Origin of the sequence: Glaciimonas sp. CA11.2 (genome assembly GCF_034314045.1) — a bacterium.
GTDB lineage: Bacteria > Pseudomonadota > Gammaproteobacteria > Burkholderiales > Burkholderiaceae_D > Glaciimonas.
In genome coordinates, this window is the sequence record NZ_JAVIWL010000001.1 from 2,496,686 (window position 1) to 2,522,150 (window position 25,465).

31 protein-coding genes and 2 pseudogenes are annotated in these 25,465 nt (G+C 50.9%); 8 read left to right on the forward strand and 25 right to left on the reverse strand.

Annotation, left to right across the window (positions count from 1 at the left end; all coding sequences use genetic code 11):
- Nucleotides 1-76: 76 nt before the first annotated feature.
- Nucleotides 77-1,675 carry a sensor histidine kinase gene (locus tag RGU75_RS10740; RefSeq protein WP_322235740.1) on the reverse strand — a complete coding sequence of 533 codons (1,599 nt, stop codon included), beginning with the start codon at nt 1,673-1,675 and terminating at the stop codon, nt 77-79.
- Nucleotides 1,676-1,887: 212 nt separating this feature from the next.
- Between RGU75_RS10740 and RGU75_RS10745 the strand changes: the two genes are divergently transcribed.
- From RGU75_RS10745 to RGU75_RS10760, 4 genes are all read left to right on the forward strand, one after another.
- The gene (locus tag RGU75_RS10745) at nt 1,888-2,319 is read left to right on the forward strand and encodes a hypothetical protein (protein ID WP_322235742.1); all 432 of its coding nucleotides are present in this window, start codon (nt 1,888-1,890) and stop codon (nt 2,317-2,319) included.
- A 240-nt stretch (nt 2,320-2,559) separates the two neighbouring features.
- Nucleotides 2,560-2,847, forward strand: a complete 288-nt coding sequence (locus tag RGU75_RS10750; RefSeq protein WP_322235744.1) for a hypothetical protein — start codon at nt 2,560-2,562, stop codon at nt 2,845-2,847.
- Nucleotides 2,848-3,011: 164 nt separating this feature from the next.
- Entirely contained in the window at nt 3,012-3,302 is a 291-nt protein-coding gene (locus RGU75_RS10755; protein ID WP_322235746.1) for a type II toxin-antitoxin system RelE/ParE family toxin, read from the forward strand.
- Nucleotides 3,303-3,311: 9 nt separating this feature from the next.
- On the forward strand, nt 3,312-3,605 hold the full coding sequence (locus tag RGU75_RS10760; RefSeq protein WP_322235748.1) for an addiction module antidote protein: 294 nt from the start codon (nt 3,312-3,314) through the stop codon (nt 3,603-3,605).
- 10 nt (nt 3,606-3,615) lie between these two features.
- On the opposite strand, the pseudogene RGU75_RS10765 reads toward RGU75_RS10760, so the two are convergent.
- From RGU75_RS10765 to RGU75_RS10830, 14 genes and pseudogenes are all read right to left on the reverse strand, one after another.
- Nucleotides 3,616-3,858 (reverse strand): annotated as a pseudogene (locus tag RGU75_RS10765) (phage virion morphogenesis protein); the annotation flags it as partial.
- Nucleotides 3,859-3,929: 71 nt separating this feature from the next.
- On the reverse strand, nt 3,930-4,532 hold the full coding sequence (locus RGU75_RS10770; RefSeq protein WP_322235750.1) for a PEP-CTERM sorting domain-containing protein: 603 nt from the start codon (nt 4,530-4,532) through the stop codon (nt 3,930-3,932).
- Nucleotides 4,533-4,674: 142 nt separating this feature from the next.
- On the reverse strand, nt 4,675-5,142 hold the full coding sequence (locus RGU75_RS10775; RefSeq protein WP_322235752.1) for a phage virion morphogenesis protein: 468 nt from the start codon (nt 5,140-5,142) through the stop codon (nt 4,675-4,677).
- Nucleotides 5,139-5,624 carry a phage tail protein gene (locus RGU75_RS10780; protein ID WP_322235754.1) on the reverse strand — a complete coding sequence of 162 codons (486 nt, stop codon included), beginning with the start codon at nt 5,622-5,624 and terminating at the stop codon, nt 5,139-5,141. Before RGU75_RS10780 ends, RGU75_RS10775 begins: the two co-directional genes overlap by 4 nt.
- Nucleotides 5,602-5,829 carry an Rz1-like lysis system protein LysC gene (gene lysC, locus RGU75_RS10785; protein WP_322240441.1) on the reverse strand — a complete coding sequence of 76 codons (228 nt, stop codon included), beginning with the start codon at nt 5,827-5,829 and terminating at the stop codon, nt 5,602-5,604. Before lysC ends, RGU75_RS10780 begins: the two co-directional genes overlap by 23 nt.
- Nucleotides 5,723-6,142, reverse strand: a complete 420-nt coding sequence (locus tag RGU75_RS10790) for a hypothetical protein (RefSeq protein ID WP_322240767.1) — start codon at nt 6,140-6,142, stop codon at nt 5,723-5,725. The genes lysC and RGU75_RS10790 overlap by 107 nt, the downstream gene beginning before the upstream one ends.
- The gene (locus RGU75_RS10795) at nt 6,133-6,600 is read right to left on the reverse strand and encodes a D-Ala-D-Ala carboxypeptidase family metallohydrolase (protein ID WP_322235757.1); all 468 of its coding nucleotides are present in this window, start codon (nt 6,598-6,600) and stop codon (nt 6,133-6,135) included. Before RGU75_RS10795 ends, RGU75_RS10790 begins: the two co-directional genes overlap by 10 nt.
- A complete protein-coding gene (locus RGU75_RS10800; protein ID WP_322235759.1) occupies nt 6,584-6,877 on the reverse strand; it encodes a phage holin family protein in 294 nt (97 codons plus the stop codon). Before RGU75_RS10800 ends, RGU75_RS10795 begins: the two co-directional genes overlap by 17 nt.
- Complete coding sequence (locus RGU75_RS10805) at nt 6,870-7,226, reverse strand: putative holin (RefSeq protein WP_322235761.1); 357 nt, start codon at nt 7,224-7,226, stop codon at nt 6,870-6,872. Before RGU75_RS10805 ends, RGU75_RS10800 begins: the two co-directional genes overlap by 8 nt.
- A 26-nt stretch (nt 7,227-7,252) precedes the next feature.
- On the reverse strand, nt 7,253-7,462 hold the full coding sequence (locus RGU75_RS10810; protein ID WP_322235763.1) for a tail protein X: 210 nt from the start codon (nt 7,460-7,462) through the stop codon (nt 7,253-7,255).
- Nucleotides 7,463-7,473: 11 nt separating this feature from the next.
- Complete coding sequence (locus RGU75_RS10815) at nt 7,474-7,941, reverse strand: head completion/stabilization protein (protein ID WP_322235765.1); 468 nt, start codon at nt 7,939-7,941, stop codon at nt 7,474-7,476.
- Between the two features lie 124 nt (nt 7,942-8,065).
- Complete coding sequence (gene gpM / locus RGU75_RS10820; protein WP_322235766.1) at nt 8,066-8,788, reverse strand: phage terminase small subunit; 723 nt, start codon at nt 8,786-8,788, stop codon at nt 8,066-8,068.
- Between the two features lie 2 nt (nt 8,789-8,790).
- Complete coding sequence (locus RGU75_RS10825; protein WP_322235768.1) at nt 8,791-9,825, reverse strand: phage major capsid protein, P2 family; 1,035 nt, start codon at nt 9,823-9,825, stop codon at nt 8,791-8,793.
- A gap of 62 nt (nt 9,826-9,887) precedes the next feature.
- On the reverse strand, nt 9,888-10,724 hold the full coding sequence (locus RGU75_RS10830; protein ID WP_322235770.1) for a GPO family capsid scaffolding protein: 837 nt from the start codon (nt 10,722-10,724) through the stop codon (nt 9,888-9,890).
- A 144-nt stretch (nt 10,725-10,868) separates the two neighbouring features.
- On the opposite strand from RGU75_RS10830, the gene RGU75_RS10835 reads away from it, so the two are divergent.
- Genes RGU75_RS10835 through RGU75_RS10845 form a run of 3 tightly spaced genes read left to right on the forward strand, consistent with a single transcriptional unit; the run spans nt 10,869 to nt 13,959 of the window.
- Nucleotides 10,869-12,644, forward strand: coding sequence for a terminase ATPase subunit family protein (locus RGU75_RS10835; RefSeq protein WP_322235772.1), 1,776 nt, complete (start codon nt 10,869-10,871; stop codon nt 12,642-12,644).
- Nucleotides 12,641-13,753, forward strand: a complete 1,113-nt coding sequence (locus RGU75_RS10840; RefSeq protein ID WP_322235774.1) for a phage portal protein — start codon at nt 12,641-12,643, stop codon at nt 13,751-13,753. Before RGU75_RS10835 ends, RGU75_RS10840 begins: the two co-directional genes overlap by 4 nt.
- Nucleotides 13,750-13,959, forward strand: coding sequence for a DUF2116 family Zn-ribbon domain-containing protein (locus RGU75_RS10845; RefSeq protein WP_322235776.1), 210 nt, complete (start codon nt 13,750-13,752; stop codon nt 13,957-13,959). Before RGU75_RS10840 ends, RGU75_RS10845 begins: the two co-directional genes overlap by 4 nt.
- 687 nt (nt 13,960-14,646) lie before the next feature.
- On the opposite strand, the pseudogene RGU75_RS10850 reads toward RGU75_RS10845, so the two are convergent.
- From RGU75_RS10850 to RGU75_RS10870, 5 genes and pseudogenes are all read right to left on the reverse strand, one after another.
- Nucleotides 14,647-15,782 (reverse strand): annotated as a pseudogene (locus tag RGU75_RS10850) (asparaginase).
- 227 nt (nt 15,783-16,009) lie between these two features.
- Nucleotides 16,010-17,293 (reverse strand): cation:dicarboxylate symporter family transporter, encoded by a 1,284-nt coding sequence (locus tag RGU75_RS10855; RefSeq protein ID WP_322235778.1) that lies wholly within the window; start codon nt 17,291-17,293, stop codon nt 16,010-16,012.
- A gap of 235 nt (nt 17,294-17,528) precedes the next feature.
- Nucleotides 17,529-17,918, reverse strand: a complete 390-nt coding sequence (locus tag RGU75_RS10860; RefSeq protein ID WP_322235780.1) for a RidA family protein — start codon at nt 17,916-17,918, stop codon at nt 17,529-17,531.
- Nucleotides 17,919-17,986: 68 nt separating this feature from the next.
- The gene (locus RGU75_RS10865) at nt 17,987-18,952 is read right to left on the reverse strand and encodes a threo-3-hydroxy-L-aspartate ammonia-lyase (RefSeq protein WP_322235782.1); all 966 of its coding nucleotides are present in this window, start codon (nt 18,950-18,952) and stop codon (nt 17,987-17,989) included.
- Between the two features lie 53 nt (nt 18,953-19,005).
- A complete protein-coding gene (locus RGU75_RS10870) occupies nt 19,006-19,716 on the reverse strand; it encodes an HAD family phosphatase (protein WP_322235784.1) in 711 nt (236 codons plus the stop codon).
- Nucleotides 19,717-19,827: 111 nt separating this feature from the next.
- Here RGU75_RS10870 and RGU75_RS10875 point away from each other — a divergent pair, with 111 nt between their 5' ends.
- Nucleotides 19,828-20,754: a LysR family transcriptional regulator gene (locus RGU75_RS10875; protein WP_322235786.1), complete on the forward strand. Its 927-nt coding sequence runs from the start codon at nt 19,828-19,830 to the stop codon at nt 20,752-20,754.
- A gap of 837 nt (nt 20,755-21,591) precedes the next feature.
- Here RGU75_RS10875 and RGU75_RS10880 read toward each other — a convergent pair.
- From RGU75_RS10880 to RGU75_RS10900, 5 genes are all read right to left on the reverse strand, one after another.
- Nucleotides 21,592-22,455, reverse strand: a complete 864-nt coding sequence (locus RGU75_RS10880; protein WP_322235788.1) for a lambda-exonuclease family protein — start codon at nt 22,453-22,455, stop codon at nt 21,592-21,594.
- Nucleotides 22,452-23,210, reverse strand: a complete 759-nt coding sequence (locus RGU75_RS10885) for a DUF1071 domain-containing protein (RefSeq protein WP_322235790.1) — start codon at nt 23,208-23,210, stop codon at nt 22,452-22,454. Before RGU75_RS10885 ends, RGU75_RS10880 begins: the two co-directional genes overlap by 4 nt.
- 82 nt (nt 23,211-23,292) lie before the next feature.
- The gene (locus RGU75_RS10890; protein WP_322235792.1) at nt 23,293-24,219 is read right to left on the reverse strand and encodes an ArdC family protein; all 927 of its coding nucleotides are present in this window, start codon (nt 24,217-24,219) and stop codon (nt 23,293-23,295) included.
- Between the two features lie 162 nt (nt 24,220-24,381).
- Nucleotides 24,382-24,666, reverse strand: a complete 285-nt coding sequence (locus RGU75_RS10895) for a hypothetical protein (protein ID WP_322235794.1) — start codon at nt 24,664-24,666, stop codon at nt 24,382-24,384.
- 414 nt (nt 24,667-25,080) lie between these two features.
- A complete protein-coding gene (locus RGU75_RS10900) occupies nt 25,081-25,308 on the reverse strand; it encodes a DUF4145 domain-containing protein (protein WP_322240443.1) in 228 nt (75 codons plus the stop codon).
- Nucleotides 25,309-25,465 lie beyond the last annotated feature (157 nt).

A 25,465-nucleotide genomic window follows, 5' to 3' on the forward strand; every position in this document is an offset into this window, starting at 1 on the left:
TTTCGGTCGCCAAGATGAACCGATCTCATCCTCACAGCAACTGGCTGGCACTGTTAAAACGCGATCAGCGCGTCTTCTAGGTCAATGGTAAATGTAGTATTACTGCAGTCCCGTTGAGGGATGATCCTGCAATATTAAGTTCACCGCCAAACTGACGTGTGCGCTCGTGCATACCCAGAATACCCCACGCTTCACCGCCGAGTAATTGTTGGGGTTTGATGCCTTTTCCATCATCTCTGACTTCAGCAATAATGACGTTTTCTTCGCACCGCACGTCAATCGTCACCTTTGATGCCGCTGCGTGGCGGACCACATTTGTGAGCGATTCTTGCACGATCCTAAACAGCATGGTGCTGCGTTCTGGATCGAGCTCGACATCCGCGGCGCTTTGATTAATGTGGCATCTGCATTCCAATCCTGAACTCGCCTGAATCTGGTCGGCATGCCACTCCAGCGCGGCCCATACGCCAAGGTGGTCCAGCACACTAGGGCGTAAATCGGCGATGACCCGCCGCATGGTTTCAATAGCTGTATCGGCTTGTGCCGCCGCCTCGTTGAGGAGTGGATCTGATGCATTACCAGCCAACATGGAACGTTCATTAGAGACTGAAACATTGGCTTTGATGCTAGTTAGCAAGCTGCCCAATTCGTCGTGAATTTCACGCGCGATACGCTTTCGCTCATCCTCTTTTACTTTTTCCTGATGGTCCGATAGTTGCCGCAGCTGCGTATAAGATTGCTGCAATTCGACTTCTGCCCGGGTTTGATCCGCGCCTAATTTGTCGACCGTCAGCATGCTTTGTTGATGAGAACGATTAATTTCTTTCAAGTAGACCAGCATCATCACCGATGAAGAAATCAAGCCACTGAAGCGACCAGCGTACCAACCCAAAGATAAGCGGCTGCTACCCGCCATGGTGATAGCGTTATCGCATAACAGCGCTATCAAAGCAGTGCCAAGCCACACATGCAAGACATTACGGAAGCGACAAGCTCGCCATAAAAAAAACAGCGACAGCACAATCAAAACCTGCAACCCGGGTGCAATGCCAGTGCTGGTAATGCCGCTATAGTCACCATTCGTATCCAAAACAGGAAGAAAATCGCGGAATATGGTGACCATTGCCACCTTCGCAGCCAGGGCAGCGATCAAAACAATGGAGGCGCGGCGTAACGATTGCTGGTGATCCGTGGTGACATGGTTGGGACGGCGTAGTTCGCTCCAGGCAAAAACCAGGATACCAATGGCAGGACCGGCATGCCAAAACAGCCACAGCCAACTACTGGTTTGCGTGCCACCGAACAGCACACGTCCCTCGATAAATATTCCCGGAAACGACAAAAACTGCAGCACCAATATAACAGCAGTATATAAACATCCGGCGCTGAGATGCAGCAAAGCGACTGATCGCGTCGCCTTATAGTGACCGTATATCTGATAAGCGGTGATCAGGTAGGTGCCAATCACCGTGGTCTGATAAGTAGCCAGAAACGCTGGAATTTTAGGCCATTTTATTTGCGCGAATGGAAGCAAAATCAACGTAACGAGGATCAACCCTGCGCAGATCCTCAGTGCAATTTTTCGCTGTCTTAGCGTAGCCATACGAATGGCTGGTGAAGAATCGACGCGATCAAAAGGGGTCAACGGCAGATCGGTTGCGAGCCCGGTATACATGATGGCTAATCTCCGTATTTGAGTTATCGGCAGCAATAGTGGCGCAAATACAGGGCCGCAACTCAGAGGCGCAATGCCGGCACGCATGAACTGGCTAGTGATAAATAATTATATTTTTGCCTATGATCGCTTAAATCCCGCACTATAGATAGATTGAATTTTAGATAACAAGATTAAATTAGTCATACCGATGCTTTGATAGACGGAAATCGATGGAAATAGACAGAAATACTTCTTTTCTATGTGTTAAAAAAACAACCATTGAACCTTCAATCCTTTCATCGGCGACCGTCGGTGACACCGGGACCTATGTGGAGAATCTGCCGTGGCGGGAATGTATGACGCGCTATGACCGTCCGCATTCGTTCTTTTATCTGTATCCGCCGTACTGGCAGACTGAAGGGTATGGCGTCGACTTTGGTTTCCACGAGTATCAGCAGATGGCGGATTTTATGCGCACTTGTAAGGGCAAAGTCATGGTTAGCATTAACGACCATCCGGATATCCGGGCGGTGTTTGACGGCTTTACGATGATGGGGCTGGATATTAAATATAGCTTGGGCAGTGTGCATGGCCAGCCGGAGAGTAGTCGGGAACTGGTAATTACCAACTGGGATGCATGGTCTGTAGGGCAGCTTTTTTGAAATAATGACCTGATGTTGTCCTTTCAGGCGAGCGGTCAGTGGCTTCACCGCAGGCACGATTATGCGCATCCGCTGGAGCAAAGTCGATACGCTACTTTCAGTAGCGTATCGCTCTTTTGCTTGTGAGTAATTTTCATACTGATAATTGTTTTGAGCGCATTTTATGCTAAATTATTACATCATTCGAAGTCTTAGAAGCAAAGCGAAAGGACCGCTTATATTTTTTTGATTGGAGTGCCCATGTTAATAACTCACGATGAAAGTTTAATCCGTCTTTTTGTTTTTAAAGTGCAACGCTTAGCCGGGCGGGCAGATGCCGGGCATAACGTCGCTGCAGAAATTAAAACACTCGTTGAAGAGGCATGCGATTGTTTCGCCACAACATTAAACACTGATGCAACGGCGAATCGGGACGCCTTTAAGTACCGGTTAAAGCTTTACGCGGCGCTGGCCCACAGCAGCCGTCCTCAGCTTAAAAATGCGTTTGAATTTGCGGCCTCACTCCTCAATCCATATCAACCTCGCTAACACCAAAACAGGTTGTAGCTTGAACAGCATCCATTATCAGCAGTGAACTAGCATGACGCTGGTCCTCACGATTGGAGATTGTTGCTCTTTGAAAGAAGCGTTTTAATATCAGTCGGTCCTTTAAAGTAATTTGACAAAATGTAATTCATAGGATACAGTTGTGTATGAAGACTATTCAGACAACTGCCACTTTTGATCACTGGTTTGTAAGCTTGCGAGACAGAACTGTTAGAGTGCGCGTTCAAATGCGTATTGATCGTGCTGAATTGGGTAATTTTGGTGATTGTGAGCCAATCGGCGAAGGGGTTTCTGAAATGCGTATCCACACGGGTGCTGGTTACCGCGTGTATTTTGTACAACGTGGTAGCGAGATCGTGATTTTGCTCGCGGGTGGCGATAAATCTACACAGAGCAAAGACATTAAAACTGCGCTCGAACTCGCACGACTACTTTAGGAGAACCTTATGGAAAACATCACACTACATAAATGGGATTCTGCCGAACACCTGCAAACCGAAGAGGATATCGTTGCTTATTTTGACGCGTGTCTGGAGGAAGCCGGTGACGATGCGTCTTTCATTGCACACGCGTTGGGGACGATTGCTCGTGCGCGGGGGATGAGTCAGGTCGCACGGGATACCGGGTTGGCGCGGGAGAGCTTATATAAAGCGCTTTCCGGTGAAGGGAATCCGGAATTTAGTACCATTCTGAAAGTAATGAAGGCGCTCGGACTCAAGTTACATGCCAGCGCGGCATAAATCGTTTCCCTCAAAAACCGCTTAAATGCCGTAATAGCGAGTCTCGAATTAACGCATGATCTTCCGCACTAAAACCGAGTAAAGGCCGGGCCGCATAGCGCACTTCCGGCCCTTTTTTGGTTACCTTGTCCGTCAATCCCTCCTGATGCACGCGCGCAATGCGCGCCACGCGTCCAAAGAAACCCAGCGATAATTGATTTTCATCCTGCTGGATGTTGAGGCTTTTTTGCTTGCGTATCTTGGCAAACATCGCGGCCTTTTGCCGTTTGAATGCTTAACTAAGCGGCATTGCGCACTTGCCAGTTTTCGACAAGATTAGGCTGCTTAGGTATTCTTGCTTATTGCTGACTTGCGCCGTGATGCAACGAAGCCCAGAATACCAAGGCCGAGTAGCGCTACGCTAGTCGGTTCAGGAACGGCCGCACTGGTAACGAAGTTAAAATTGTCTACCCCATATGGATGAAAACTGCTTCCAGTCCCCGTCCATGTAACGCTCGTTATGTCTGCGCTTGATACAGATAGCGTTGTCCAATTATTAATTGCGCCAAGCGCCACACTAACTGAGTCTACAAGAATGTTGCCGTCATATGCGTTAAACTGGATTGTCTCGCTAGAGGAGCCATTCGACCGTGAAAAATCAGCAGAAACGTTTGTTGCGGAAGAGGCAAACGTTACGGTCTCGCTATAGCTGCTATTGAATCCTAAAAATTGACTACCGTTTGTTCCCTCTAGACCCCAGTTTCCCGGGTTACCTTTGCTATTTCCACCGACTGTCCCGAAATTGGTAAGACTAAATGCAGCTGCAGCTGTGCCAGCATAAGCAACACCGCTAGCAGCGGGGGCTTCGTCAAAAGTGATGACGGTTGCTTGGGCGCAAAATGTGCTCAAACTTAGAATGAATAAAAATGCTGCGTTCTTGATTTTCATGGTTTTGTTCCTGTTTAAGTAGGGCAGATTGATTTCCTTAGACAGTAAGCAAAAATAATGCCATTTGTATAACCCATTGATATGTATGATATTTTATTTAATTCGTTAAAAAAATCCTTACAGTGTGTAAAATTTACTGACACTAAATATTGATTAACTGACGCAACACCGAATCCCGAATCAACGCGTGATCCTCAGCACTAAATCCCAACAAAGGCCGGGCCGCATAGCGGACTTCCGGCCCTTTTTTGGATACCTTGTCCGTCAGTCCCTCCTGATGCACCCGTGCAATGCGCGCCACGCGTCCAAAGAAGCCGACCGATAGCTGATTTTCATCCTGCTGAATTGTGAGGCTTTTTTGTTTGCGTATCTTCGCAAACATCGCGGCCTTTTGGCGTTTGATGCGACCGCTTTTGCCGCGTAGGTTCTTGCGTTGTTTGCGCGCCGTATAGGCCTCGCCGTCCGGTGTTTGCTGGCTGACAATGCGTTTCACCTGACTGCGACGTAAATCCTGCGCGACCTGTTTGTTGACGGCGCGGCGCTGGGCCGGTGCGAGCTTTAACAGCAGTGCGCCAGCCCACTCTTCAATCGCTTGCAGATCGTCGCTCATGCGGGTTGGGCAGGTGTATGCCATTCAGCCAATAACGACTCGCCTTGGTACAAGATCCAGAAGCCGTCGCTGTAGTTGGGTGTGGGTTGTGACTCGGGTGGATGGCTTATATTAAGTCTGCCGCCATCACGTTTGACGATGACGCGTTCGGTCAGGTCCAGCTTGAGCGACAGATCAATCGTTTCATGATTATTAAAATCCACGTCAAAGCCGATCCCGGTTCGTCGGAGTTCCGCATTATTGAGTAAGTCGTTTTGGTGGAGCGCAATCCACGCCAGCAGCGGCACCATGATCGCGTCCGGATCGCCGCTGTAGTCGGTGATGATGATGTTCAATTTGTAGCGGTATTCATACGACAGCGATGCAGTGCCGGTGGCGACGACATTACCTTGGTCGGCAAAGATCAATAGCTTATCCGGATTCTGCCGCAGGTCGGGATTGGCCGTTATTAAATGCTCTTTAAGGCTGTTTGGTTTGTACATCGCTAATCTCCTGTTGGCACTCCACAATCATGTCGACCTGTGCCGCACACATGGCCCATGCGGCTTCGGTGCGTTCGAGCGCAAGGTGCAACGCGCCGTTAGTGGTCGGTGCCGTTGCTGGTAATTGGCAGCGGGTGACTGGCGGACAGCCATTGACGATAAGCGTCGGCACCGGTGAGGGAGGGACGCTGGCGCAGCCCGGCAATAGCGTCAGGCAAAGGAGCAACAGCCCAAGGGCGAATGGAGAGGTCATGGTGGAGTTGGTCAATCAGGATTTCACGTTCGGACAAGGTGACGGCCATACTGGCCCGCGCCGCTTGTAGTTTGATGGTCGCCTGACGCTGTTTGACGTCGGCGGCTTTTAAGGTGGCGATGAGGCGGTCACGCTCATTCACTCCTTGTTCGGCGCGAGCGGCCTGTTCCTTGACGGTGATCAGGCTGGCGCGTTGACTAACAATGACGGTTGCCATGCTACCCATTAACAGCACACCAACGAGAATTTTAACGATCAGCTCCATAACCCGGCCCTTGTCCCTTTGTGATCGATGGTCAATACCTGACGCCGTGGTGTCACCCCTTCGGCCGCAATACCCAGATGGACCCAGACTGCGGACCCGGCGCGTTCGTAGATCAGTTGATCGAACTGTAAATAGGAGTGTTCGAGCTTGCGACAGATCGCCAGCGGCGTGCCGAATTCGACTGCCGTAAAATCATTGGCTAACCCGTCGAGATGCGCGCTGTTGCGTGCGCCGCCGACCGCCCGGTTCAATGCCGTGCAGCGAAATCCGCTTGAAATGCGCATCGCCGCACCGCCCAGTTCGAGCCGGACCAGCTCATCAAACTTGGCCAGACGCCGTAGATTCACGGCGATGGCTGGCGGTGGCGTGTTGTCGATGCCGAGGGTGCGGGCGGTGTCGCTGCGCACGAATTCTGTCAGCGTAAAGTGTTCAGTGAGGTGGTCAGTCGAGATAGCCATACGGATCTTTCAAAAGGTGGGCGACATTGCCCCTGGCACGGCACACGATGATGCATAAGGCAAACGCCAGTCCGGCTTGCGCCAGCGACACCGGCGCGTGCCCGAGCAGAATATCCAGGGCACAACTACCGGTCAGGGCAATCAGCAACCATGCCAGCGACGATAGGTGGATCCGGTAGTTCGCCAAACCGCGCCGATAGCACAGCAGTTGCCCGCACGCCGCGCCATAACAGCACAACGCGATAGCAGTCACGACTTGTTGCACGGTATCAATCATGGCGGTTCCCCTTGCGTAACCATTCCGGTAATGCGATGGATTTGATCAGATCGATACCATGCAGAGTCAGCGCGATCACCGCTGCCGAGGCTAAGAAGGCAGCGACCCCGGATTGTTTAAGTGGCGTGTTGTTCATGACTTCCGGCGCGGCCAGATAACCAATCGCCAGCGAAATGACCATATAGACCAGTCGCTGCAACAGCGGCAAATTCTTGCTGGTAATAGCCACCAAGGTGGCACCGGCAAAGGCACCGATTAAGGCATTGCCATCGATCCCAGGAAAGATCGAGGACAGACCGATGCCTGCGGCGGTGGTCATGAATAAAGAGGTACTGCCGGGTTCGGCCATAGTGTTTCTCCCTTATGAATCACGGATTAGTCCCACAGACTGATGGTCTGGCGGGAAGGTGTGGCGGTGGTAGCCGGTTCTGGCAAGGTAACGAGCCGACCGTGGGCGATAAACGGCCCGTCGTCGGCCAGACCGGGATTCAGTTCCAGCACGGCTTCGACCACGCTGGCGGTCGCGCCCAGATGCCGCCAGCACAGCAAATCAAGCGTGTCGTATTGTTGGGTGCGGACCAGCATGGTTATCCTTGTTAAATCAACTCGACCGTTAAATGATGCCGTTGCAAGATATCGGCAATCGCCCAATGCGCGTTACGCCGTTGTTCACCGGGACCGTCGTCCAAATACCCCATGGATTTCTTGTCGGCCATGGATGACGCGGTGGTGTCGTAATCGCGGTATTTTTCGAGCAGGTCGGCTTTGGCGATGCTGTAGACAGCACGCCGGTAATGAATCAATAACTTACTTTCACGGTTGATCTTTTTAGCGGGGACAACTTCCAAGGTGCTGAAGCCGTTCTCTAGCTGTTCGTCCTGCCATGCGTCCAGTTCACCATTCACGTGCAGAATCGCTTCGGCCACGGCCTGGACTAACCGTGGCGTGGTGACCGTGCCGTCGAGCCGCATCGCGTCACGCATGTGATGCAAATCGATAGCCGGGAACCAGCCGTCGTTTTCGACGATAGTCGGATCCGTGGTCTCGTTGGTGGTCAAGGGCATGGGGGACCTGGCGATAAAGCTCATGATCACTTTCAAAATAGACGGCGGTGGGCGGGAGTCAGAGCTGTCACATTAATGTGCATCTCATCGACCCGCGCCGCCGTGCGCCGTTGGGTGCTTGGGATTACGCCTTACCCTTTGCCGATGTGGCGGTGGTCTTTTTGAGACGACAGGTCAGGCGTTCAATATCTTTTTTAACGCCGACCCGGCTGTCGAGCGCGAGGGCGCGGGTCAGATGCGGCAAGGCGAGACGGATCGCCGCGGGAGCCACCTCGGCGACGTTGTCGGCGGCGATGGCACTTTTGTCCAGCAGCGCATAGGCCAGTGCTTTATGCAATTTGGCCCGTGCCTGATCCGGCGCATCGCGGCTTTCGGTCAGCGTCATGACTTCGGGCAAGATGGTGCGGCCGACAGCGGGTGTCATCTGGCCGGATAGGGCCGCTTCAGCAAACTCGTCCATCAGCATGGTCGGAATATCGCGGTTGTACTGGTCTGGTAAGGTCAGCGCATGGGTGATCGCATAGGCGGCTATGCGTAGTGCTTGCGCATAATCGCCGACATCGATGCACCACACTAACAAGGTGGTCAGCACGTCATCCTGTGCGCCTTTCCCGGCACTCAACACCCCGTCAATCCAGTCCTGATACTCGGGCAGGGTCTCGGCTTTCAGTGCAATCTTTTGCTTGACCGACTGAATCTGCTTTAAGCGTCGACGGTCTTCGGCCAGCTTGTAGAGCATCAGCTCGTAGGCGCTGCCTTCGGTTAATTGCCCGGATGGGGTGTTGCCCGCTGCCTTGGCCGCCAGCGCCCGTGCCTTGTGACGCAATGCGGGAGAAAGGTGGGCCATGGTTATTCTTTCGGTGTCGTGGCGTCAACCAGCACAATGTTTTCGATCATGGCACCGAGGCCAAAATCTTCGACGACATACGCGTCATTCGACGATTCGTAATTTTCGATGCGGTCACGTTTGGCTTCATCGACCACGCGACGGCGGCGGGCCGACTCCTGCCAGTAGATCGACAGATTATCGAAGCGGGTGATCAGGATCGCGTTGTCAGGGAAATACGGCACGCTGACTGCTTGCAACCCACCGAGACGCTTTTGGCTGACGATGATGTCGGCGGCGAGTGTTTCGGTCGGAGCCTGATTAATGTTGATCAGTGGAAAATATTTGTCGTGCAGCAGTGCCCGACCGACGATGGCGACTAAGCCATTGTCTTTCTGGTACCACGGATCGAGCAGGTGGATTGCGTCATATACGGCGGCGTCCAGATTGACGTAATCGCCGATGATGTCGGCATTGCTGCCGATGTACATTTTGCCGGGGGTATGACCCTCTTGCATCACGCGCTCGGGCGCTTGTTCACGGAAGTGCTGCGGCCAGCCTTTGTTCACGTCCTCCAACATCGGATGGGCGACGATATCCGTATCGGTGGCGATGCTGATGCCATTAAAACCGATCACCATGCGGTCGAGCGCCTGACGTTTCAAAATGGTGTTCGCAATGCGGCTCTGGAAGTCCGGAAATTTGGCCCACGCATCTAAGGTCTGGTATTTGATGTGCGTATCGAAATTGGTCTTTTCGCAGCGGTATTTGTGACCGTCGAGCGTGGTTAAGTCGCGGGTCTGGCGATCTTTATTGGCGGTGTTGGTGCGGCTGGCTATCGGGCCGGAGATGCCGAGGCCCAGCTTTTCGCCTTCCTGTTCGGTGACACCAATGATGTTGATTTTCTTTAAAAATTCGCTCGACTCCTGCATCTTGGTTTCCAGCTTTTGCTGGATGGTCGGCGCGACGGCAAAGGTCGATGCAGCGCTGGCCGTGTCGTTCAATACTTGCAGGCGGGCGGTGTAATGGTCAAAGGCAACGCGGGTAATTTTTTTCATTTTATACACTCCGGCAATAATGTTTGTTTAAAGGGAACCTTGCGTTCACTAGCGATGCGCGCTTAAAACTCGGTCTGGTCCATGCCGCTGCCACCGGTCGCGGCGGGCCGGTTCGACGGATTGCCGTCTTGCGTATCCATCTGCTGTTTGAAGGTAGCTAATTCAGTCGTTACACTCGCCAGTGCCTCTTGCAGTGTGGCAATCTGCTTTTGTGCGGCGGTGAATTGGGTGGTGAACGATTGCGCCGTGTCGCTGGCATGCAGCGCGACGGCTTCTAAGGCTTCACTGACATCGTTAAAACGGGCGTCGTCGCCGTTTTCTTTTTGGGTAAAACGTTTCAGGATATTGTTGATGGTCGTCGTAAATTTACTGGGTACCGGATTGGTGCTCTCTTCAAATTCGAGCGTGACTTCGACCGCTTCAGAAAATACGTTATCGGCATGTTGTTTGCGTTCTGCGAACAGGTTAATGGCGCTGGTGGAAGCGAACGTCAGGACGCTGGTCCCGAGACTGGCCGGACTATCGGTGATGCCAAGACCCACCAGATAAGCCTCATTGCTGCCAGCAAAGGTGGGATTGATCTCAATACTGGTGTAAATCTTTTGCCGTTCTTTGCTCATGGCCACCAGCGACGGGGTCGGGTCAATCTGCGCAAATAGCGCCAGTTTGGTCACGCCATCGAGTTGAATTTCTTCGGCTTTGACGGCGGTCACGTCACCGTAGGCACGAAACGGACTATCGGGCAGCGCACTGCGGATATGCTCCATCCAGAGCCGTGCACCGTACTTGTCGGGATTAAAGGTCTTCGCCATTTGCGCAATTTGCTGGCGCGTGATCTCGCGCCCGTCGGTGGTGGCACCTTCGATGGCGACACGGAAAAATGTGGATTTAGTAGGCATGGTGTGCGCTGGTCAGCGTAAAAGTGGTCAGATGTCGCCATGGTCAACGACAGCGCGCCCTGATTCAATGCGCAGGGGGTTAGTAAGGCGCTTAGTGGCGCTTTGCTAGGAGCGTTACACGCGCGTGACCCCTACGCTTGCGGCATGTCAGAAAACACCGCTCTCCCTACCGCTGAAACCGATCCACGCCGACTCGCCAAATTTTTATACTGGCAGGGTTGGCAAATTTCTGCCGTCGCCGATTATCTGAAATTAAAACGTTCCACAGTCGAAAGCTGGAAGCAGCGCGATGGCTGGGACAGCGCGCCCGTATTGGAAAAAGTGGAGGCAGCATTGGACGCCCGCTTGGTCCAGTTGATCGCTAAAGACGGCAAATCCGGCGGTGATTTTAAAGAGATCGATTTGCTGATGCGTCAGGTGGTACAGACCGCCCGCGTGCGTCGCTATGAAGCACCCGGCGGCAATGAAGTGGATCTCAATCCGAAGCTGGCGAACCGCAACGCAGGACCCAAGAAAAAGCCGATCCGCAATGAATTCAGCGACGAACAGCGCATCCAGTTGCTGGACGCCTTTCAGGATTCCCTATTTGATTATCAGAAGGTCTGGCACCGCAACAGTGACCAGCGCACGCGGGTGATTCTCAAATCGCGGCAGATCGGCGCGACCTGGTATTTTGCCCGCGAGGCGCTGGCCGATGCGATTGAAACCGGACGTAATCAGATTTTTTTATCGGCGTCCAAAGCGCAGGCGCATGTGTTTAAGCAATACATTATTCAATTTGCCAAGGACGCCGCCGGGGTTGAATTGAGTGGTGATCCGATTGTATTACCGAACGGTGCGCACCTGTATTTTCTTGGTACCAATGCGCGCACTGCGCAGGGCTATCACGGCAACTTTTATTTTGATGAATTTTTCTGGACGCATAACTTTGCCGAGTTAAACAAAGTCGCCTCCGGCATGGCGCTGCATAAGCAATGGCGCAAGACCTACTTTTCGACACCGTCGTCGATTACCCATCAGGCCTATCCGTTCTGGAGCGGCGACGGGTTCAATAAACGCCGCGCTGTGGCCAATCAGATCGCCATCGATCTGTCGCACAAACGGTTGGCGGCGGGCTTCACTGGCGAGGACAAAATCTGGCGCCAGATCGTCACCATTCTGGACGCCGAGCGCGGTGGCTGCAATCTATTCGATATCGACGAATTGCGTAATTTCGAATACAGCCCGGACCAGTTCGAAAACCTGCTGATGTGTAATTTTATCGACGACACCCAGTCGATTTTTCCGCTGATGGAGTTGCAGCGCTGCATGGTCGATACCTGGGTCGAGTGGTCCGACTTTAAGGTGTTTGCCACGCGACCGTTTGGGAACCGGGCGGTCTGGATCGGCTACGATCCCTCGCTCACTGGAGATAGTGCTGGGTGCGTGGTGCTGGCTCCCCCGTTGGTTGCTGGTGGCAAGTTCCGCATCCTGGAGCGCCATCAGTGGCGTGATATGGATTTCGAAGCACAGGCCGAGGCGATCCGGCAAATGACGCTCCGTTATAACGTGGAATACATCGGCATCGATACCACCGGCATGGGGATAGGCGTCTTTCCGTTAGTGCGCCAGTTCTTTCCGGCGGCTACCGCGATTACCTATTCGGTCGAAGTGAAGACCCGCATGGTGTTAAAGGCTAAAAACATCATCAGTAAAGCCCGGCTCGAATTCGACGCCGGATCGATCGATATCGCGCAGGCCTTTATGGCGATCCATAAAACGCTCACCGCCAGCGGTCGGCAAGCTACCTACGAAGCAAGTCGCACCGATGCCACCGGCCATGCCGATCTGGCGTGGGCGTGTATGCACGCACTCGACCACGAGCCGTTTGAAGGCGGTCATTCCAACACCCAATCCTTTATGGAGATTTATACCTCATGAGCAATAAGCAACAGGCGCGATTCCGTGCCGACAACATGGGCACGGCTACCACCACCGACCTCGCTACCACCGCAATCCCGACGACGAGCGACAAGGCAGCAAACGCCGCGGCAGGCTTCGAAGCCTTCACGTTTGGCGATCCGACGCCGGTACTCGATCACGCCGAGATCCTCGATAGTTTGGAATGCTGGTCGAACGGGCGCTGGTATGAGCCACCTGTCAATTATGCCGGGTTGACAAAATCGTTTAACTCGAGCGTCCACCACAGCAGCGCGATCTACTTCAAAGCCAACATCCTGACCTCGACGTTTGTGCCGACACCTCTACTGTCACGCGATGCGTTCAAACGGCTGACGCTGGATTTTTTAACCTTTGGCAATGCGTACCTGGAGAAACGGGTCAGCCGCAGCGGCAAGCTGTTGGCGCTGGCGCATGCGTTAGCCAAGTACGTGCGGCGCGGGCGCGATCTGGACCAGTATTATTTCGTGCGCGGCTGGCAGGAAGAGTATGCGTTTCGCACCGGCTCACTGTGTCACCTGATGGACCCCGACGTGAATCAGGAAGTCTACGGCGTGCCGCAATATCTGAGTGCATTGCAGTCGGCGTGGCTCAACGAAGCAGCGACCTTATTTCGGCGCAAGTATTACAAGAACGGTTCCCACGCCGGATTCATCTTTTACATGACCGACGCGGCCGCAAACAACGCCGACGTGGACAACCTGCGCCAGGCCATGCGTGACAGCAAGGGGCCGGGCAATTTCCGCAACCTGTTCATGTATGCACCGAATGGGAAGAAAGACGGCATTCAGATTCTGCCGGTCTCGGACGTGGCGGCGAAGGATGAATTCTTCAACATCAAAGGCGTGACCCGCGACGACGTGCTGGCTGCACACCGCGTGCCGCCCCAGTTGCTCGGCATCATGCCCAATAACACCGGCGGCTTCGGAGCCGTCGAACCGGCAGCGCGGGTGTTCGCCCGCAATGAACTGGTCCCGCTGCAATCGCAGTTTTTAGCCATCAATGATTGGGCCGGACAAGAGGTCGTGAAGTTTGACGACTATGTACTGGTAACCGGCGAATCCAAGACCAATGAAAGGGCAGCATCATGAGCGACATCGCGGACCGCGCCGACTGGCGCATTGCCCACGAGATGACGACCGCGCTGGCGCAAGTGCGCCGCATACCATTGTTGCAGGCCGATCACCACTGCCATTTCTGTCAGGCACCCATAGCATCCGCGTTGCTCTTCTGTGATGTGGACTGCCGCGATGACTACGAGCGGGAGCAGGCAGCGCTGAGACGCGCCGGACGATAACCCGCCTCTATAGCCCGATGCCGCGCACGCTGCGAGTGCACCACACCCCAATTGACCGCCTTGCGCGGTCTTTTTTACGTCCCGCGTTGCATTGTTTTTTTGATCTTATTGATGTCCGCCAGGCCCAGCGCCGCGCACTACCCACCACGCCTGCGGGCTTCATTAGATGCACTGGTATTAGTGCACCGTGCAACGCCGCCACAGCCCCGCCCTGAGCGGGGCGCGGGGGGAGTAACTCTGCAACAGCGTGACGCAGTTTGATGCAGCTGGAGCCTGTTTTAATATGCACAAGCGCTAGTGCACCAAAAAAATTGTGCATCAAAAAACCATTTACGTATTTTTCTATGAAGCAATTTTTTTCGGGTCGTTTTTTGATCAGTGAAGTCTTCAAAGAACGCGGTCACGTATTCATGTACCACGTTGGTCAGCATTAATTTTTTTCACTGCAGCGTTGCATCGTGCCGCAGCGGACATAAAACATTGACGCTTTCACCATACGCTAGGGAAGTACTGACTAATTAGACTTTTTATGACAATTTTATCTTTAACTCCTTGATTTATAAAAAGATCAAACTTGCATTTCAGAATTAATCAGCGCTTCCCTAGCAGTTCGATGCCGAACGTCCAACGAGTCCGCGAGCGGCACGGCCCGACTGGATCGGCGAATTCAAGCTTAAGCCGTACTCATCAATTTATATTCAGGTCCATACACTTTAATAATTGCGACGTCGACCTTCCGTACCAAGTAGCAGAGAATGCTCGCTGCACTTTGGCCGGAGAGGCAATTTGGTTGGAGATAAGCAACTGCGCTAACAATCGCGATTTCTGAGGATTGAGATCAAGGGAAGCTACAAAGCCAAACTTGTCGTCGTCAACTTCAACGTTGCGATTTACAAATCCTGACGGTACCCTAGTGGATTGAACGACTACTATACCGTTCTTGACAGCCCGTTTAAGAGCATTCATCGCCTCTTTTGATGTGTTACCGTCTCCCACACCGGCAAGTACGATTCCCTTTGCCTTGCTCGCGATAGCATCGTCAATCTGCACGGCATCCATATTGCTATGAGAGTACACAATATCTACGCGCGGTAACTGATCGTTGTTTGGTAGGGTGAGAATATATTGATGTCGATCCGCGGGCGGATAAATGTAGCGGACGCTTCCGGGATCAACGTATCCGATCGGCCCCGCATTTGGAGAGGCGAAGGTCTCCAATGCAGTAGTATTCGTTTTCGTCGCCCAGCGCGCAGCCTGAATTTTATCGTTTAACACGACCATAACGCCTCGCCCCTGCGGCTTGGGACTCGCGGCCACCTCGACTGCTTCATAGAGGTTTCCGGGGCCATCTGCACTGATAGCGGTCGATGGACGCATCGACCCAACAAGCACCACCGGTAATTTTGTGTGCAACACTTTATCCAGGAAAAAAGCGGTCTCTTCCATGGCGTCGGTCCCATGCGTTACGATTACTGCATCGTCCTCGCGGCGATCAAAAATTTGCTGGATGCGATGAGCAAGCTCAAACCAGATTTTGTCATTCATATCTTGCGATCCGACTGAAGATATTTGCTCTGCGCTAATGCGGGCCAACTTTTCGATTCCAGGAACCGATTGATTTGCTGTTGCCCGGTGATGCCACCCGTAGAGTTATATCCAATCGCTGATCGTGGGTCTGCTTGACCAGCAATAGTTCCGCCGGTCGCTAGAACAATGATGCGGGGCAAGCTAGCTGCCGCCTCTGAAGCAACAATTTCTTGAGCCGTTTGAGTAGGCTCAACAGCACTCGCAGTTTGCACGCACATGATTGCTGCTAGCGCCATAGAAACTAATGTCGTTTTTGGGCGCTAGTCAAGAAATATTTGATAGTATTTATTAATTTTCATCTAACATTTCTATATGATTAATTATCGTTTTCCGAAAATATTTTGTGAATCGCTTGAACAATCAAATGCATGCTTGCTCCGCTCTGAATCATGTTTTCGCGAACGAAACTTTACGCCCAAAAAGTGGAGTAAATATTAAACTGAATACATAATTTTTGTCGGCGTTAATACTTCTCGTGCGCAATTTCGAGCAGTGTCAAGGCGTCGGTTTCTCCTTCCAGATTGTATTCGGAGCGCTGTCCATGCCAATATGCAATCGCCATGGTTGCGACGCCGTTGCCTGTGGTGTTTGTCATCGTGCGGATAGGGTCCATTAAGCGGTCGACACCGAGAATGAGTGCTAAACCAGCCAATGGAATATCTGGGAACATCGTGAGCGATGCAGCAAGCGTGACAAACGATCCCCCCGTTACGCCCGCAACACCTTTAGAGGTGAGCGGGAATACGAAAAGTAGTGAAACCTGTTCACCAATACCGAGGTGCAAGCCTGCAGCCTGTGCAATGAACATAGCTGCCAATGTCATGTAGATTGAAGAACCGTCGAGATTGAACGAATAACCCGCCGGAACCACGAATCCAATTACACCCTTGCTGCAACCAGCACTTTCCAATTTCTTCATAAGACCAGGCAAGGCGGCCTCAGATGAAGCTGTGGTGAATGCAATAATCATCTCCTCCTTAATGTAGCGCAAAAACTTCAGCAAGCTAAAATTTGCCAATTTTGCGACCGTACCAAATACAATCAAAAAGAACAATCCACAGCCGAGATAGACGAGACCAACCAATTTAGCGAGCGGCATAAGCGAAGCCAGCCCGAACTTCCCAAGTGTGTAGGCTACGGCACCAAATACGCCAATCGGAGCAAGCTTTAAGACGACATCAATAACCTTGAAAACTGCTTCCGAGCAAATATGCAGTAGCTGAGTGACGGGAGAGGCACGTTCTCCCATTGCGTAAAGCGCGTAGCCGAACAACAGTGAAACGAGAAGAATTTGTAACATGACACCGCCCGCGAGCGCATCGACAACGGTCTTCGGAATAATATTAAGTATGAAATCCACCGACGACAGGGCTTTACCACTCTCTGCAAATTTGGCCGCAGTCACCATGCCATCTACCGGAATAGTGAGACCGACGCCCGGCTGGAAGATATTCGCGAGTACCATGCCCAATATCAAGGCAATCGTGCTGACAATTTCGAAGTAGAGAAGCGATGATAGCCCTAAACGACCAAGGCCCGAACCTTTCTTAATTTGTGCGAAGCCAGTGACAATAGTCAGAAAAACGAGAAGACCTGCGACCATCTTGATGAGTTTCACGAAACCCACCGCAAGAGGATTGAGATCTGCACCGAAACTAGGATAGATTAATCCTACTGCGGCACCAAGGAGCAAACCTATCGCAAGTTGGAAGGATAACGTATAGTATAGAGGCTTTTTAGTAGCCATAATTGCCTCGGGAGCTTGAACATACAACTTTGGGGTTATCACACTCGACTAAAAAATTCAGGTTCATTTCAAGAATTATCCAGCCTGTAAGGCGGTTTTTTTTCATGTAACTGTCTCCTCCAAAAATATTTTTCAAACAAATTGCGTTTGACCGTGTCAGCTAGTAAAAGAATTGAGAGCCCGATGCTTGTCTGGGGTGGATCGCTACTAGATGCGATTTATTTTTCTCCGTTAATCATCGACGACGTTCTTCAGGAATAAATGCAATGACTTGTAATTCGATGGAATAACCATGGTGCAATGCAGGAACAGGCACAATGGCACGAGCAGGCGTGTGGACGCCGAGAACCCGGCTATATACTTTGTTAAATGCAGTCCAGTTTTCTACGCCGACCATATAGACGGTCACCTGAATTACATCCGCATAAGTCCCGCCCGCAGCCTCAATTACTTTTTGACATTGATTAAGGACGGCCTCTGACTGCGCCTCAAAATCATGTTTTTTTGGTTCGATCAGATTTAGTGCTGGAAGCATTCCCGATAAGAATACAAAGCCGTTCTGTTCTACTGCTTGTGCATAATGACCAAGTGGCTCGGGTGCTTCGAGGGTATGAATGATTTTCATGGATATATTGCTTTCGGCAACTTGAAATTTTCGTCGGACCTGCGCTCGGATGAGATTCAAACAATTAATTAGGCAATAAATTTTGCAAAGGACTGCAGATCCACGTTGCCGCCACTAATGATGATTCCAACCTTCTTACCTTCAATTGGATAGGCATGATGGAGGGCCGCCGCAGACGCAAGACATCCGGTCGGTTCAACCACGATCTTCATTCTTTCAGCAAAGAATTTCATCGTTTCAATGAGTTGTGAATCAGAGACGGTAACGATCTCGTGCACATGGCGTTTTATTACATCAAAATTGTGATTTCCAATGTGGGTTACCTTAGCGCCGTCTGCAATTGTGTCGGGAACATCGATGTGAACTATTTTTCCCGTGCGGAAGGATTGCTGACCATCGTTCCCAGCTTCAGGTTCGACTCCAATGACATTGCATTTTTTGCTCATGATTGACGCAGCCAGTGCAGATCCGGCAAGCAATCCGCCACCGCCAAGACAGACTAGTAGAGTATCCAACTCGCCAACCTCCTCGAATAATTCCAGCGCCGCTGTCCCTTGTCCGCAAATGACGTCGGCATGATCGTAGGGAGGAATGAGTGTCATATTCTTTTCTTGTGCAAGCTTGCGTCCGATTTCTTCACGATTTTCCGTATACCGGTTATAGGTGAGGACTTCCGCGCCATAGCCTTTTGTGGCTTGAATCTTTAGGACCGGAGCATCCTCCGGCATGATAATGACTGCGCGGATCTTGAGAAGACTGGCGGCGAGGGCAATTGCCTGGGCATGATTTCCGGATGAGTAGGTCAGTACGCCATTGCGACGTTGCTCTTCAGAGAACTGAACCAATGCGTTGTAGGCACCGCGAAATTTGAATGCCCCAATACGTTGCAGGTTTTCACATTTGAAGAATAGTTCGGCACCAGCGATTTTGTTTGCTGTGCTCGACGTAAGGACAGGTGTGCGATGCGCGATGTTCTTGATACGTTGCGCAGCATTTTGAACGTCGCTGCCGTGAAGCTGAATAGTTTTTGTCATGACACTCTCTTCTATCGATATAAACCAGAAGAACTAAGTGTAAGACCGAATATTCAATTGTTGTTGCAACACCCTGTTGCAGAAATCGGGTGCAATAAATCAGACTTAGGTAACTTATTAAGAAGATATCCAAGCTCGATTGTCAATTCATCTACAGAATCGACCACACGATAGGCGTTCACGAACTGATAATTCATGAGCAAATTGCTGCGTATTACTATGCACTTGATGCCAGCGGCTGTGGCAGCAGCAAGTCCGCGCGGTGAGTCTTCTACCGCAATACAATTCGCGGCAAGTACACCAAGCTTCTTTAAACCGAGAAGATAAGAATCCGGGTGAGGCTTTGGTCGTAACTTTTTGTTTCTAGTTAATACGAAATCAAAGTAATTGAGAAATTGCAATTTGCCGTGCATCAGATAAAAATCTTCTTTGAAAGAAGCGGTCACAATACCCATGGGAATTTTTCGATATAGGCGAGCCAATAAATCCGCAATTCCGCTTCTAGCCAGACCGGTGGACTGATGCAACGCGGCAGTGTAAGCGGCATTTCTGGCCTTCCTTAACTCCGATATTTTTCGGTCAGAGTAACCTCTTTCACGTAAGAGATGCCATGCGCCCCGGTTGTCTTCGAGGAACCATGCAATAAATTCACCAGGAGACAAATCAATTCCCTGTTCTGAAAAAATTTCTCGATTGGTTGCATAAAAAATCTCTTCGGTGTTGACAAGTACGCCGTCGTTATCCCACAAAATACCTTTGATCATTAACTAACCTTGCTATACATTAAGAAAACATTTAACGATATCTGCTTATTCTATTGTCGCGTCATTTAGTGCAACACCATGTTGCGTTAAACCTCATCAGGAGTCGGAAAAATGCAAGGCAGAACGCTATGGGAACTCAAGGTATTCTGTGCCGTCGTCGAAAAGCACAGTTTCGTTACAGCGGCACGCATGATGGGCATCTCTCCTAGCTCCGCTACAAGAACTGTCCAGTCACTGGAGGCGCAACTTGGCGTTCAATTACTTCAACGTTCACATAAGCTGCTCAGCCTATCTGGCGCAGGTGAAGTTTACTACGATTTCGCGAAAAAGATGCTCGAGGTTCAGGCTGAAGCAGAAGATGAAATTACGAACCTTCAATCGGGAGTAACTGGATCGATTCGATTTTCAGCACCTGAAATTTTCAGTCGTTTTTTTCTCCCCGAGCAAATCGGAATTTTTACGCAAGATTTTTCGGACATGCGAATTGATGTTCTCTACACTGATATCATCGTCGACCCCATTCAGGAAAATCTGAATTTTTCAATTCGCGGCGTATATCCAACCTCAAGCGAACTCATCGGTTATCCCTTATGGAGTTATGACCGGATTCTTTGTGCTAGTCCTGCGTATATTAAAAAGCATGGTACACCGATTGAACCCGAGGATCTGAGTGGTCATACCATCGTGCTGCACACAGCTCCACGTGTTTTAAAAGACTGGTATTTTAAGTCTGATGCACGAACCCTGAGAATGCATATGCCAGCGACTCATCGTGTAAACAGTGGAGCCGGGTTGTATGAGTTGATTCGCACTGGAATGGGGGTAGGACGCCTAGCGAGTTGGGTAACAAAGACAGCAATTGAAAATGGAGAGTTAGTCCATCTTTGTCCTGCTTATCGATTAGTTTCCTCGTCAGGGAAAAGTCCTCAAATGCATGCCGTATATGGATCAAAAGGATTGCCGCGTCGTGCCCAAATGCTATTGGAATTGCTTAGGGCGAAAGGACTTGAGCAAGGATTTGAGACACTGCAGAGGTGAGCGGGAATAATAAATGGCTGGGAATATCGTCCAGATTAACTCCGTCCACTGCACTGTAAGAGTTCTGTCTTAATTAGGTGATCGGTCAATATGGTGGTTCTATTGCATTTGCCTTCACTGATCCATAGCATACTTATATTTTTATAGGATAGTCGGCCTGCTACCTTAATGTAAGAAGCATAGGCATACTCACTTCGGATTTTTTTGCGATGAGCAGCCCGCTTTTTATTCGGACAATTCGGACAATCCCAATGTTGTAAGAACTGAGGGTAAAGAGCACGTTGATGCACAATCTTTGCTTCGTAAATAAAAAAGCCACCGCGCCGGTGTTGGCGTTTCTGGACGGTCTTTTTTGCTAATTGCGGTGCATATAATAGCGTAACCTGATGATTAGTTTAAATTTTGCTGCGGACTTGTAATCAGTAGCGTTTCTCGTCTCACAAGAAAGACTTGTCACTTACTAAATAGTTATGAATTGGTATCTTGCAGGGGCATCGTACAGCCAGCGTAGTCCAAGAACTAGGGCTTAAGGCTACCGCCCAAGCCTGGGCGAAATTTGGGCGAAAACGGAGACATTTTTAGCCATCGCCAGACCTCGCAGTATTTGTAGCCCTTGTATTTGCAAGGCCTGCGATGGTCTGGTGTGGTGTATCTTGGTGGGGCGGCGTCACTCACATTTATCTTTGTAATCGTTGCTGGTCATTGATTTCGACATTTTTAATAATTTAAATGCCCCCAAATATAACCCAGGATACTGCCGGCTTCAGATAGCGGGCGTTGGAAGTCGCTGGACTTCAGCTACCGAAAAAAAATCACTATTCGGTAGCGTCCACCCCATTATTTATTTTCTGTTATCCGCACATCTTCTCGCCCTTTCCCGCGATATGGATCAAGATCCACGCCCTGGATTTGAGGCACCCGCTTGTAATCGACATTTCCAGCTCGCCAATAGCGGGTGACAGATACGCCGGCACCTTGCTCCCGAGGATGCCGACATAGACGCACCAGCTGATCCCGAATTTCCTCAAGCCTAGCATTGGTGACTTCAGCCTGTCGCTTGGCAAGGAGAAACGCTGTCGCAGTTTCGGACCAGATCTCATCGTCGCGAATGACTGTGTCGCCATCGATTAACGGTGGTGGAGTGTCAAATTCCAGAAAACGCTGAAACGCCTCCCAGCCTTGGTGTATCGTTGTCATCGCAGCTTCATCGCGGACGATCAGATGCAACAGACCTTGAGTGCCATCGAAGACCCAAAGATGGGCGGCTTGGGCTTCGCTTACCATCAACTGATGCTGAATCTGGAGCGCGTAATGTGCTGGAACACGTCCAGCGGAAACCTCCTTCCACAGATCAGATCGTGTTCCCCGCATCGGGCACTTGATTTCAACAATCAGCTGTCCGTCTAGCGTCATGCCATCCAGACTGGCAGAATAGGCACCCTCCTGTAATACCAGCGGCTGCATGATGTTGCCGGTTTGGATCTCGTAGGCGAGTCTGGCTGCCGGCTCCAACTCTGTTCCACGTTGCATGGCAGCATTAGCGGCCGGTAGTAGTCGCTCTGTTTTCATCAGCCATAATTGATATGGCGTGGTCCACGGGCTGATACCCAGCACGGCGGCAGACTCTGATGCATTGCGCATAGTCAGCCGATAAGTGTGCCATTCGCCACTTCCTTGTACCAGTTTTGAGATGGCGTTCATGCTGCTCTCCTTTTTTCCAGTGAACGAATCACTCGCGAATATTCAGCCGAAGGGATATCGCTGAGATCCTGAACGCCAAAGTAAGCAAATACCCGTTCTATCTCGGTGCCCACTTCCAGCGCCAGTTTACGTATCAGGGCCTGCTGCGTTGCATTGATGGTGATGCTTACTGGTTTATTCTTCTTGACCACTAAAGCTGCTGGTTTGGGCCCTGATGCATTGCCGTCATTAGCGGCGGGGATGTCTGTCGTGATGGGCTGAGGCAAGTCTTCGCCTGCATAGATGTACAAACCCAGACCATGTAATGCAATTGCCTTTACCAGGCACCGCTGGATACTTGAATTGATTTCGAAAGCGGTCGGAGCAAGAATCGGTCTGTTGCGGCCATCCAGTACCGGGTGAATTTGACTGAGTGTAATACCTTGCACGGTGACAGCGACTTCGACGAAGACGCCAGACTCAGTTGCCAAAAATGGTAAGCCGTCAAAGCGACGCACCTCCCACGTCGCTGTCGGGTCGGCCGTCCGCAGTTGTGCCACCGCGTATGGCCAGCTCAGATAGCTAAACCCACCTTTCTTCTCGATATGATCGGAGACATCGATAGCATTCAGGCGGCTGAAATAGTTGATAGTGTGCGATTGCATGATGGACTCCAGAAGGGATACATTGGAATGCAAAACACCCGGCGAACGGAATATCGGCAGGGTGTTGTAATGGGCGATAAATGACTGCCCGGAAGATTGCGAGAGATTCATTTGATTGCGCCTGGATCACCGCCAAAGGTTCTGGCGGTTTACCTGAGCAAAAGGACTGTCGATAGAGCGGTACAAAACTTTGTCAGGCTGCTTCTGCCAAAGTGAGCACAGGGATTGGTTCTAAATTCTCTGGTTGCAAGAGGTAATCCGCTGCTCGTTGCGCCTGTGATGCTGCTGTAAAAATCAGGCGTCGATCACCCCGCAGTGCTTGTAGCCAGCTGGCGATATAACTGGCGTGTTGTAGCTGGCCTGCCATATGGCAGTGATTGCACAAAAATGCTGCTCCCATTTCCGCTACCAGCTCCTCGAATGCATAGGCATCAATCCCCTGTCGCTTGCCTAAGACGCGATCGCAGCGGGAGGAATGACCAGTCCAGTGAGTGAGCTCATGCAATGCAGTGGCGTAGTAGTCCTTCGCCGTAAAGAAGTTGAGCTTGGGCGGCAACTGGATAAAATCGTCGGCAGAATGGTAAAACGCACGCTTGCCACCATGACGGATTAAGGCGCCCGAGCGATTGAGCAGCTGCTCGGCGCAATCAACCGCATTCCAATCGGGCGTAGTAATAGCGACCTGTTGTAAGTTAACTGGTAATCCTTCCACCTGATCGACATTGAAAACGGTGAAGGATCGCAGTAACGGAACAATACGACGATCCCCATCGGCTTGTCCGCTAGCCAGTGAAGGTGCTGCTGCTGGTGCCTCGCCAACTTCGTGCATTTTAAAAAAGACGATGGCCGTTCCATGTTCGCCCCGCCGCACATGCCCACCGAGTTCCTGAGTCTGATGAAACGTTAGCCAGCGGTTACGCGCATATCCCAGCGCTATTGACTGCAGATTGAGCAGTAGTACATTGATCCCACGATAGGCACGTCCTGTGGTCAGATTCGCCGGGTTTGGATCAACCTCGCCATCAGACCAGGGACAAACCCATGGTGGAGTGCCCGCTTCCAGTGCATTGATGATTTGATTGGTGACAGTTTGGTAAAGGTCGATACGCTGCTTGGTCATGATTAGCTCCTGAAATGGAAAAAGCCCCGGCAAGTGAAACTCGGCGGGGCAGTCAACGGAATGATAGGAATTAGTGGTTGCGAACGACTTCCAGCAGAAACCATAGGTGCTGGATCAAAAAAGCTAAAATCATCGCAATGAATAAAAATAATCGGCATGCCATTATTTTTTCCTCGGATTTAATCGTATGAACCCAGGGTGGTATTTATTGCCTTGGACATGTCCGAATAAGCGCTTGGCACCACTGGTTGCGAGGCTGGTGAGTAAACCTGCGATAGTAGCGGCCATCACGCCAGTAAAACTTCCCCAATGTAAAGCCAATACGAGAGCAGTTACGCCGAAATCCATCAGCAGGTCGTAATGCAACATACGCAATAACGTCTGATGCGGCAGCTTAATCATTAACAGCAGAACGGCAAAGAAAACAGCAAAGCCCAAGATGAACATGAGGATCTCCTTCAATTGGTGGATGAGTATCGAACTTCAATATGAACGACACAAAAGCAGCAATGACTGCAGTGCGCGGTTTGTGCGCGGTGCAGAGGATCATTAGATGTTGCCGGAGTCGGAGAGTGTTTTAATTTTTCCTGCTAGCAAAAAGAGACTCCTTACCTTCGCTGATAAAAGGAAAAACGAACTGGGGGTAGGGTAATAGAGCAAGGGAGAGGGAGGGGCCCATGCGTAGGTGTTTTAAAAAAAATTTACAAAAAATCAGCGTTTTATTTTTATTTAGTTGATGTTGTTGCGATTGATCTGTGCCTGTCAGTGCGTAGCTTTTTAGGCATACAGGCCGGTATGAGACCGGTATATTACGTGGGCTTCTGTCACAAGTTCCGTGGTGACCGTCGGCATGATAAAAAATTAGGATTTTTTGCGCTTAGCACGAGCATCAACTCGCTTCATAAACTCTGCGTCGTTGTGGGAAATTCTGATATCTTCTGGATGCGCTGCTAGATTACGAAAGGCATGCAACTGCTGGCTCCACTCATGCAAGCGGTCATCAATTACCTTCGTATTGCGTAACATATTGATCCCCTCTCTAAGCATGATTTTTTTCTCCGACTTTGATACAAGTAAGTCGAGGCACAGGGGCTTCCAGCGCCCGTCCTAGCATTACACAAGCGGCGATATTGGCACCCGCTTGCAGCGAGCGGTCGGCTTCGTTCAGCGAGTCAGAAACTACGTTTGGAAACGCCAGCTTGAGAAAGCTTTTGGCGGCTTTGGGTAGACGCGAATGATATCGCTA

Coding starts and splice junctions, on each gene's coding strand:
- RGU75_RS10800 (WP_322235759.1), bottom strand. CDS start 6,877: ATGATTGATACCGTGCAACAAGTCGTGACTGCTATCGCGTTGTGCTGT.
- RGU75_RS10810 (WP_322235763.1), bottom strand. CDS start 7,462: ATGCTGGTCCGCACCCAACAATACGACACGCTTGATTTGCTGTGCTGG.
- RGU75_RS10870 (WP_322235784.1), bottom strand. CDS start 19,716: ATGATCAAAGGTATTTTGTGGGATAACGACGGCGTACTTGTCAACACC.
- RGU75_RS10830 (WP_322235770.1), bottom strand. CDS start 10,724: ATGCCTACTAAATCCACATTTTTCCGTGTCGCCATCGAAGGTGCCACC.
- RGU75_RS10780 (WP_322235754.1), bottom strand. CDS start 5,624: ATGTACAAACCAAACAGCCTTAAAGAGCATTTAATAACGGCCAATCCC.
- RGU75_RS10840 (WP_322235774.1), top strand. CDS start 12,641: ATGAGCAATAAGCAACAGGCGCGATTCCGTGCCGACAACATGGGCACG.
- RGU75_RS10885 (WP_322235790.1), bottom strand. CDS start 23,210: ATGAATCTCTCGCAATCTTCCGGGCAGTCATTTATCGCCCATTACAAC.
- gpM (WP_322235766.1), bottom strand. CDS start 8,788: ATGGCCCACCTTTCTCCCGCATTGCGTCACAAGGCACGGGCGCTGGCG.
- RGU75_RS10835 (WP_322235772.1), top strand. CDS start 10,869: ATGTCAGAAAACACCGCTCTCCCTACCGCTGAAACCGATCCACGCCGA.
- RGU75_RS10825 (WP_322235768.1), bottom strand. CDS start 9,825: ATGAAAAAAATTACCCGCGTTGCCTTTGACCATTACACCGCCCGCCTG.
- RGU75_RS10745 (WP_322235742.1), top strand. CDS start 1,888: ATGGAAATAGACAGAAATACTTCTTTTCTATGTGTTAAAAAAACAACC.
- RGU75_RS10795 (WP_322235757.1), bottom strand. CDS start 6,600: ATGGCTATCTCGACTGACCACCTCACTGAACACTTTACGCTGACAGAA.
- RGU75_RS10805 (WP_322235761.1), bottom strand. CDS start 7,226: ATGGCCGAACCCGGCAGTACCTCTTTATTCATGACCACCGCCGCAGGC.
- RGU75_RS10880 (WP_322235788.1), bottom strand. CDS start 22,455: ATGAACGCCATCTCAAAACTGGTACAAGGAAGTGGCGAATGGCACACT.
- RGU75_RS10815 (WP_322235765.1), bottom strand. CDS start 7,941: ATGCCCTTGACCACCAACGAGACCACGGATCCGACTATCGTCGAAAAC.
- RGU75_RS10750 (WP_322235744.1), top strand. CDS start 2,560: ATGTTAATAACTCACGATGAAAGTTTAATCCGTCTTTTTGTTTTTAAA.
- RGU75_RS10775 (WP_322235752.1), bottom strand. CDS start 5,142: ATGAGCGACGATCTGCAAGCGATTGAAGAGTGGGCTGGCGCACTGCTG.
- RGU75_RS10740 (WP_322235740.1), bottom strand. CDS start 1,675: ATGTATACCGGGCTCGCAACCGATCTGCCGTTGACCCCTTTTGATCGC.
- RGU75_RS10865 (WP_322235782.1), bottom strand. CDS start 18,952: ATGACAAAAACTATTCAGCTTCACGGCAGCGACGTTCAAAATGCTGCG.
- RGU75_RS10770 (WP_322235750.1), bottom strand. CDS start 4,532: ATGAAAATCAAGAACGCAGCATTTTTATTCATTCTAAGTTTGAGCACA.
- RGU75_RS10860 (WP_322235780.1), bottom strand. CDS start 17,918: ATGAAAATCATTCATACCCTCGAAGCACCCGAGCCACTTGGTCATTAT.
- RGU75_RS10760 (WP_322235748.1), top strand. CDS start 3,312: ATGGAAAACATCACACTACATAAATGGGATTCTGCCGAACACCTGCAA.
- RGU75_RS10890 (WP_322235792.1), bottom strand. CDS start 24,219: ATGACCAAGCAGCGTATCGACCTTTACCAAACTGTCACCAATCAAATC.
- RGU75_RS10855 (WP_322235778.1), bottom strand. CDS start 17,293: ATGGCTACTAAAAAGCCTCTATACTATACGTTATCCTTCCAACTTGCG.
- RGU75_RS10845 (WP_322235776.1), top strand. CDS start 13,750: ATGAGCGACATCGCGGACCGCGCCGACTGGCGCATTGCCCACGAGATG.
- RGU75_RS10875 (WP_322235786.1), top strand. CDS start 19,828: ATGCAAGGCAGAACGCTATGGGAACTCAAGGTATTCTGTGCCGTCGTC.
- RGU75_RS10790 (WP_322240767.1), bottom strand. CDS start 6,142: ATGGAGCTGATCGTTAAAATTCTCGTTGGTGTGCTGTTAATGGGTAGC.
- RGU75_RS10755 (WP_322235746.1), top strand. CDS start 3,012: ATGAAGACTATTCAGACAACTGCCACTTTTGATCACTGGTTTGTAAGC.
- RGU75_RS10895 (WP_322235794.1), bottom strand. CDS start 24,666: ATGTTCATCTTGGGCTTTGCTGTTTTCTTTGCCGTTCTGCTGTTAATG.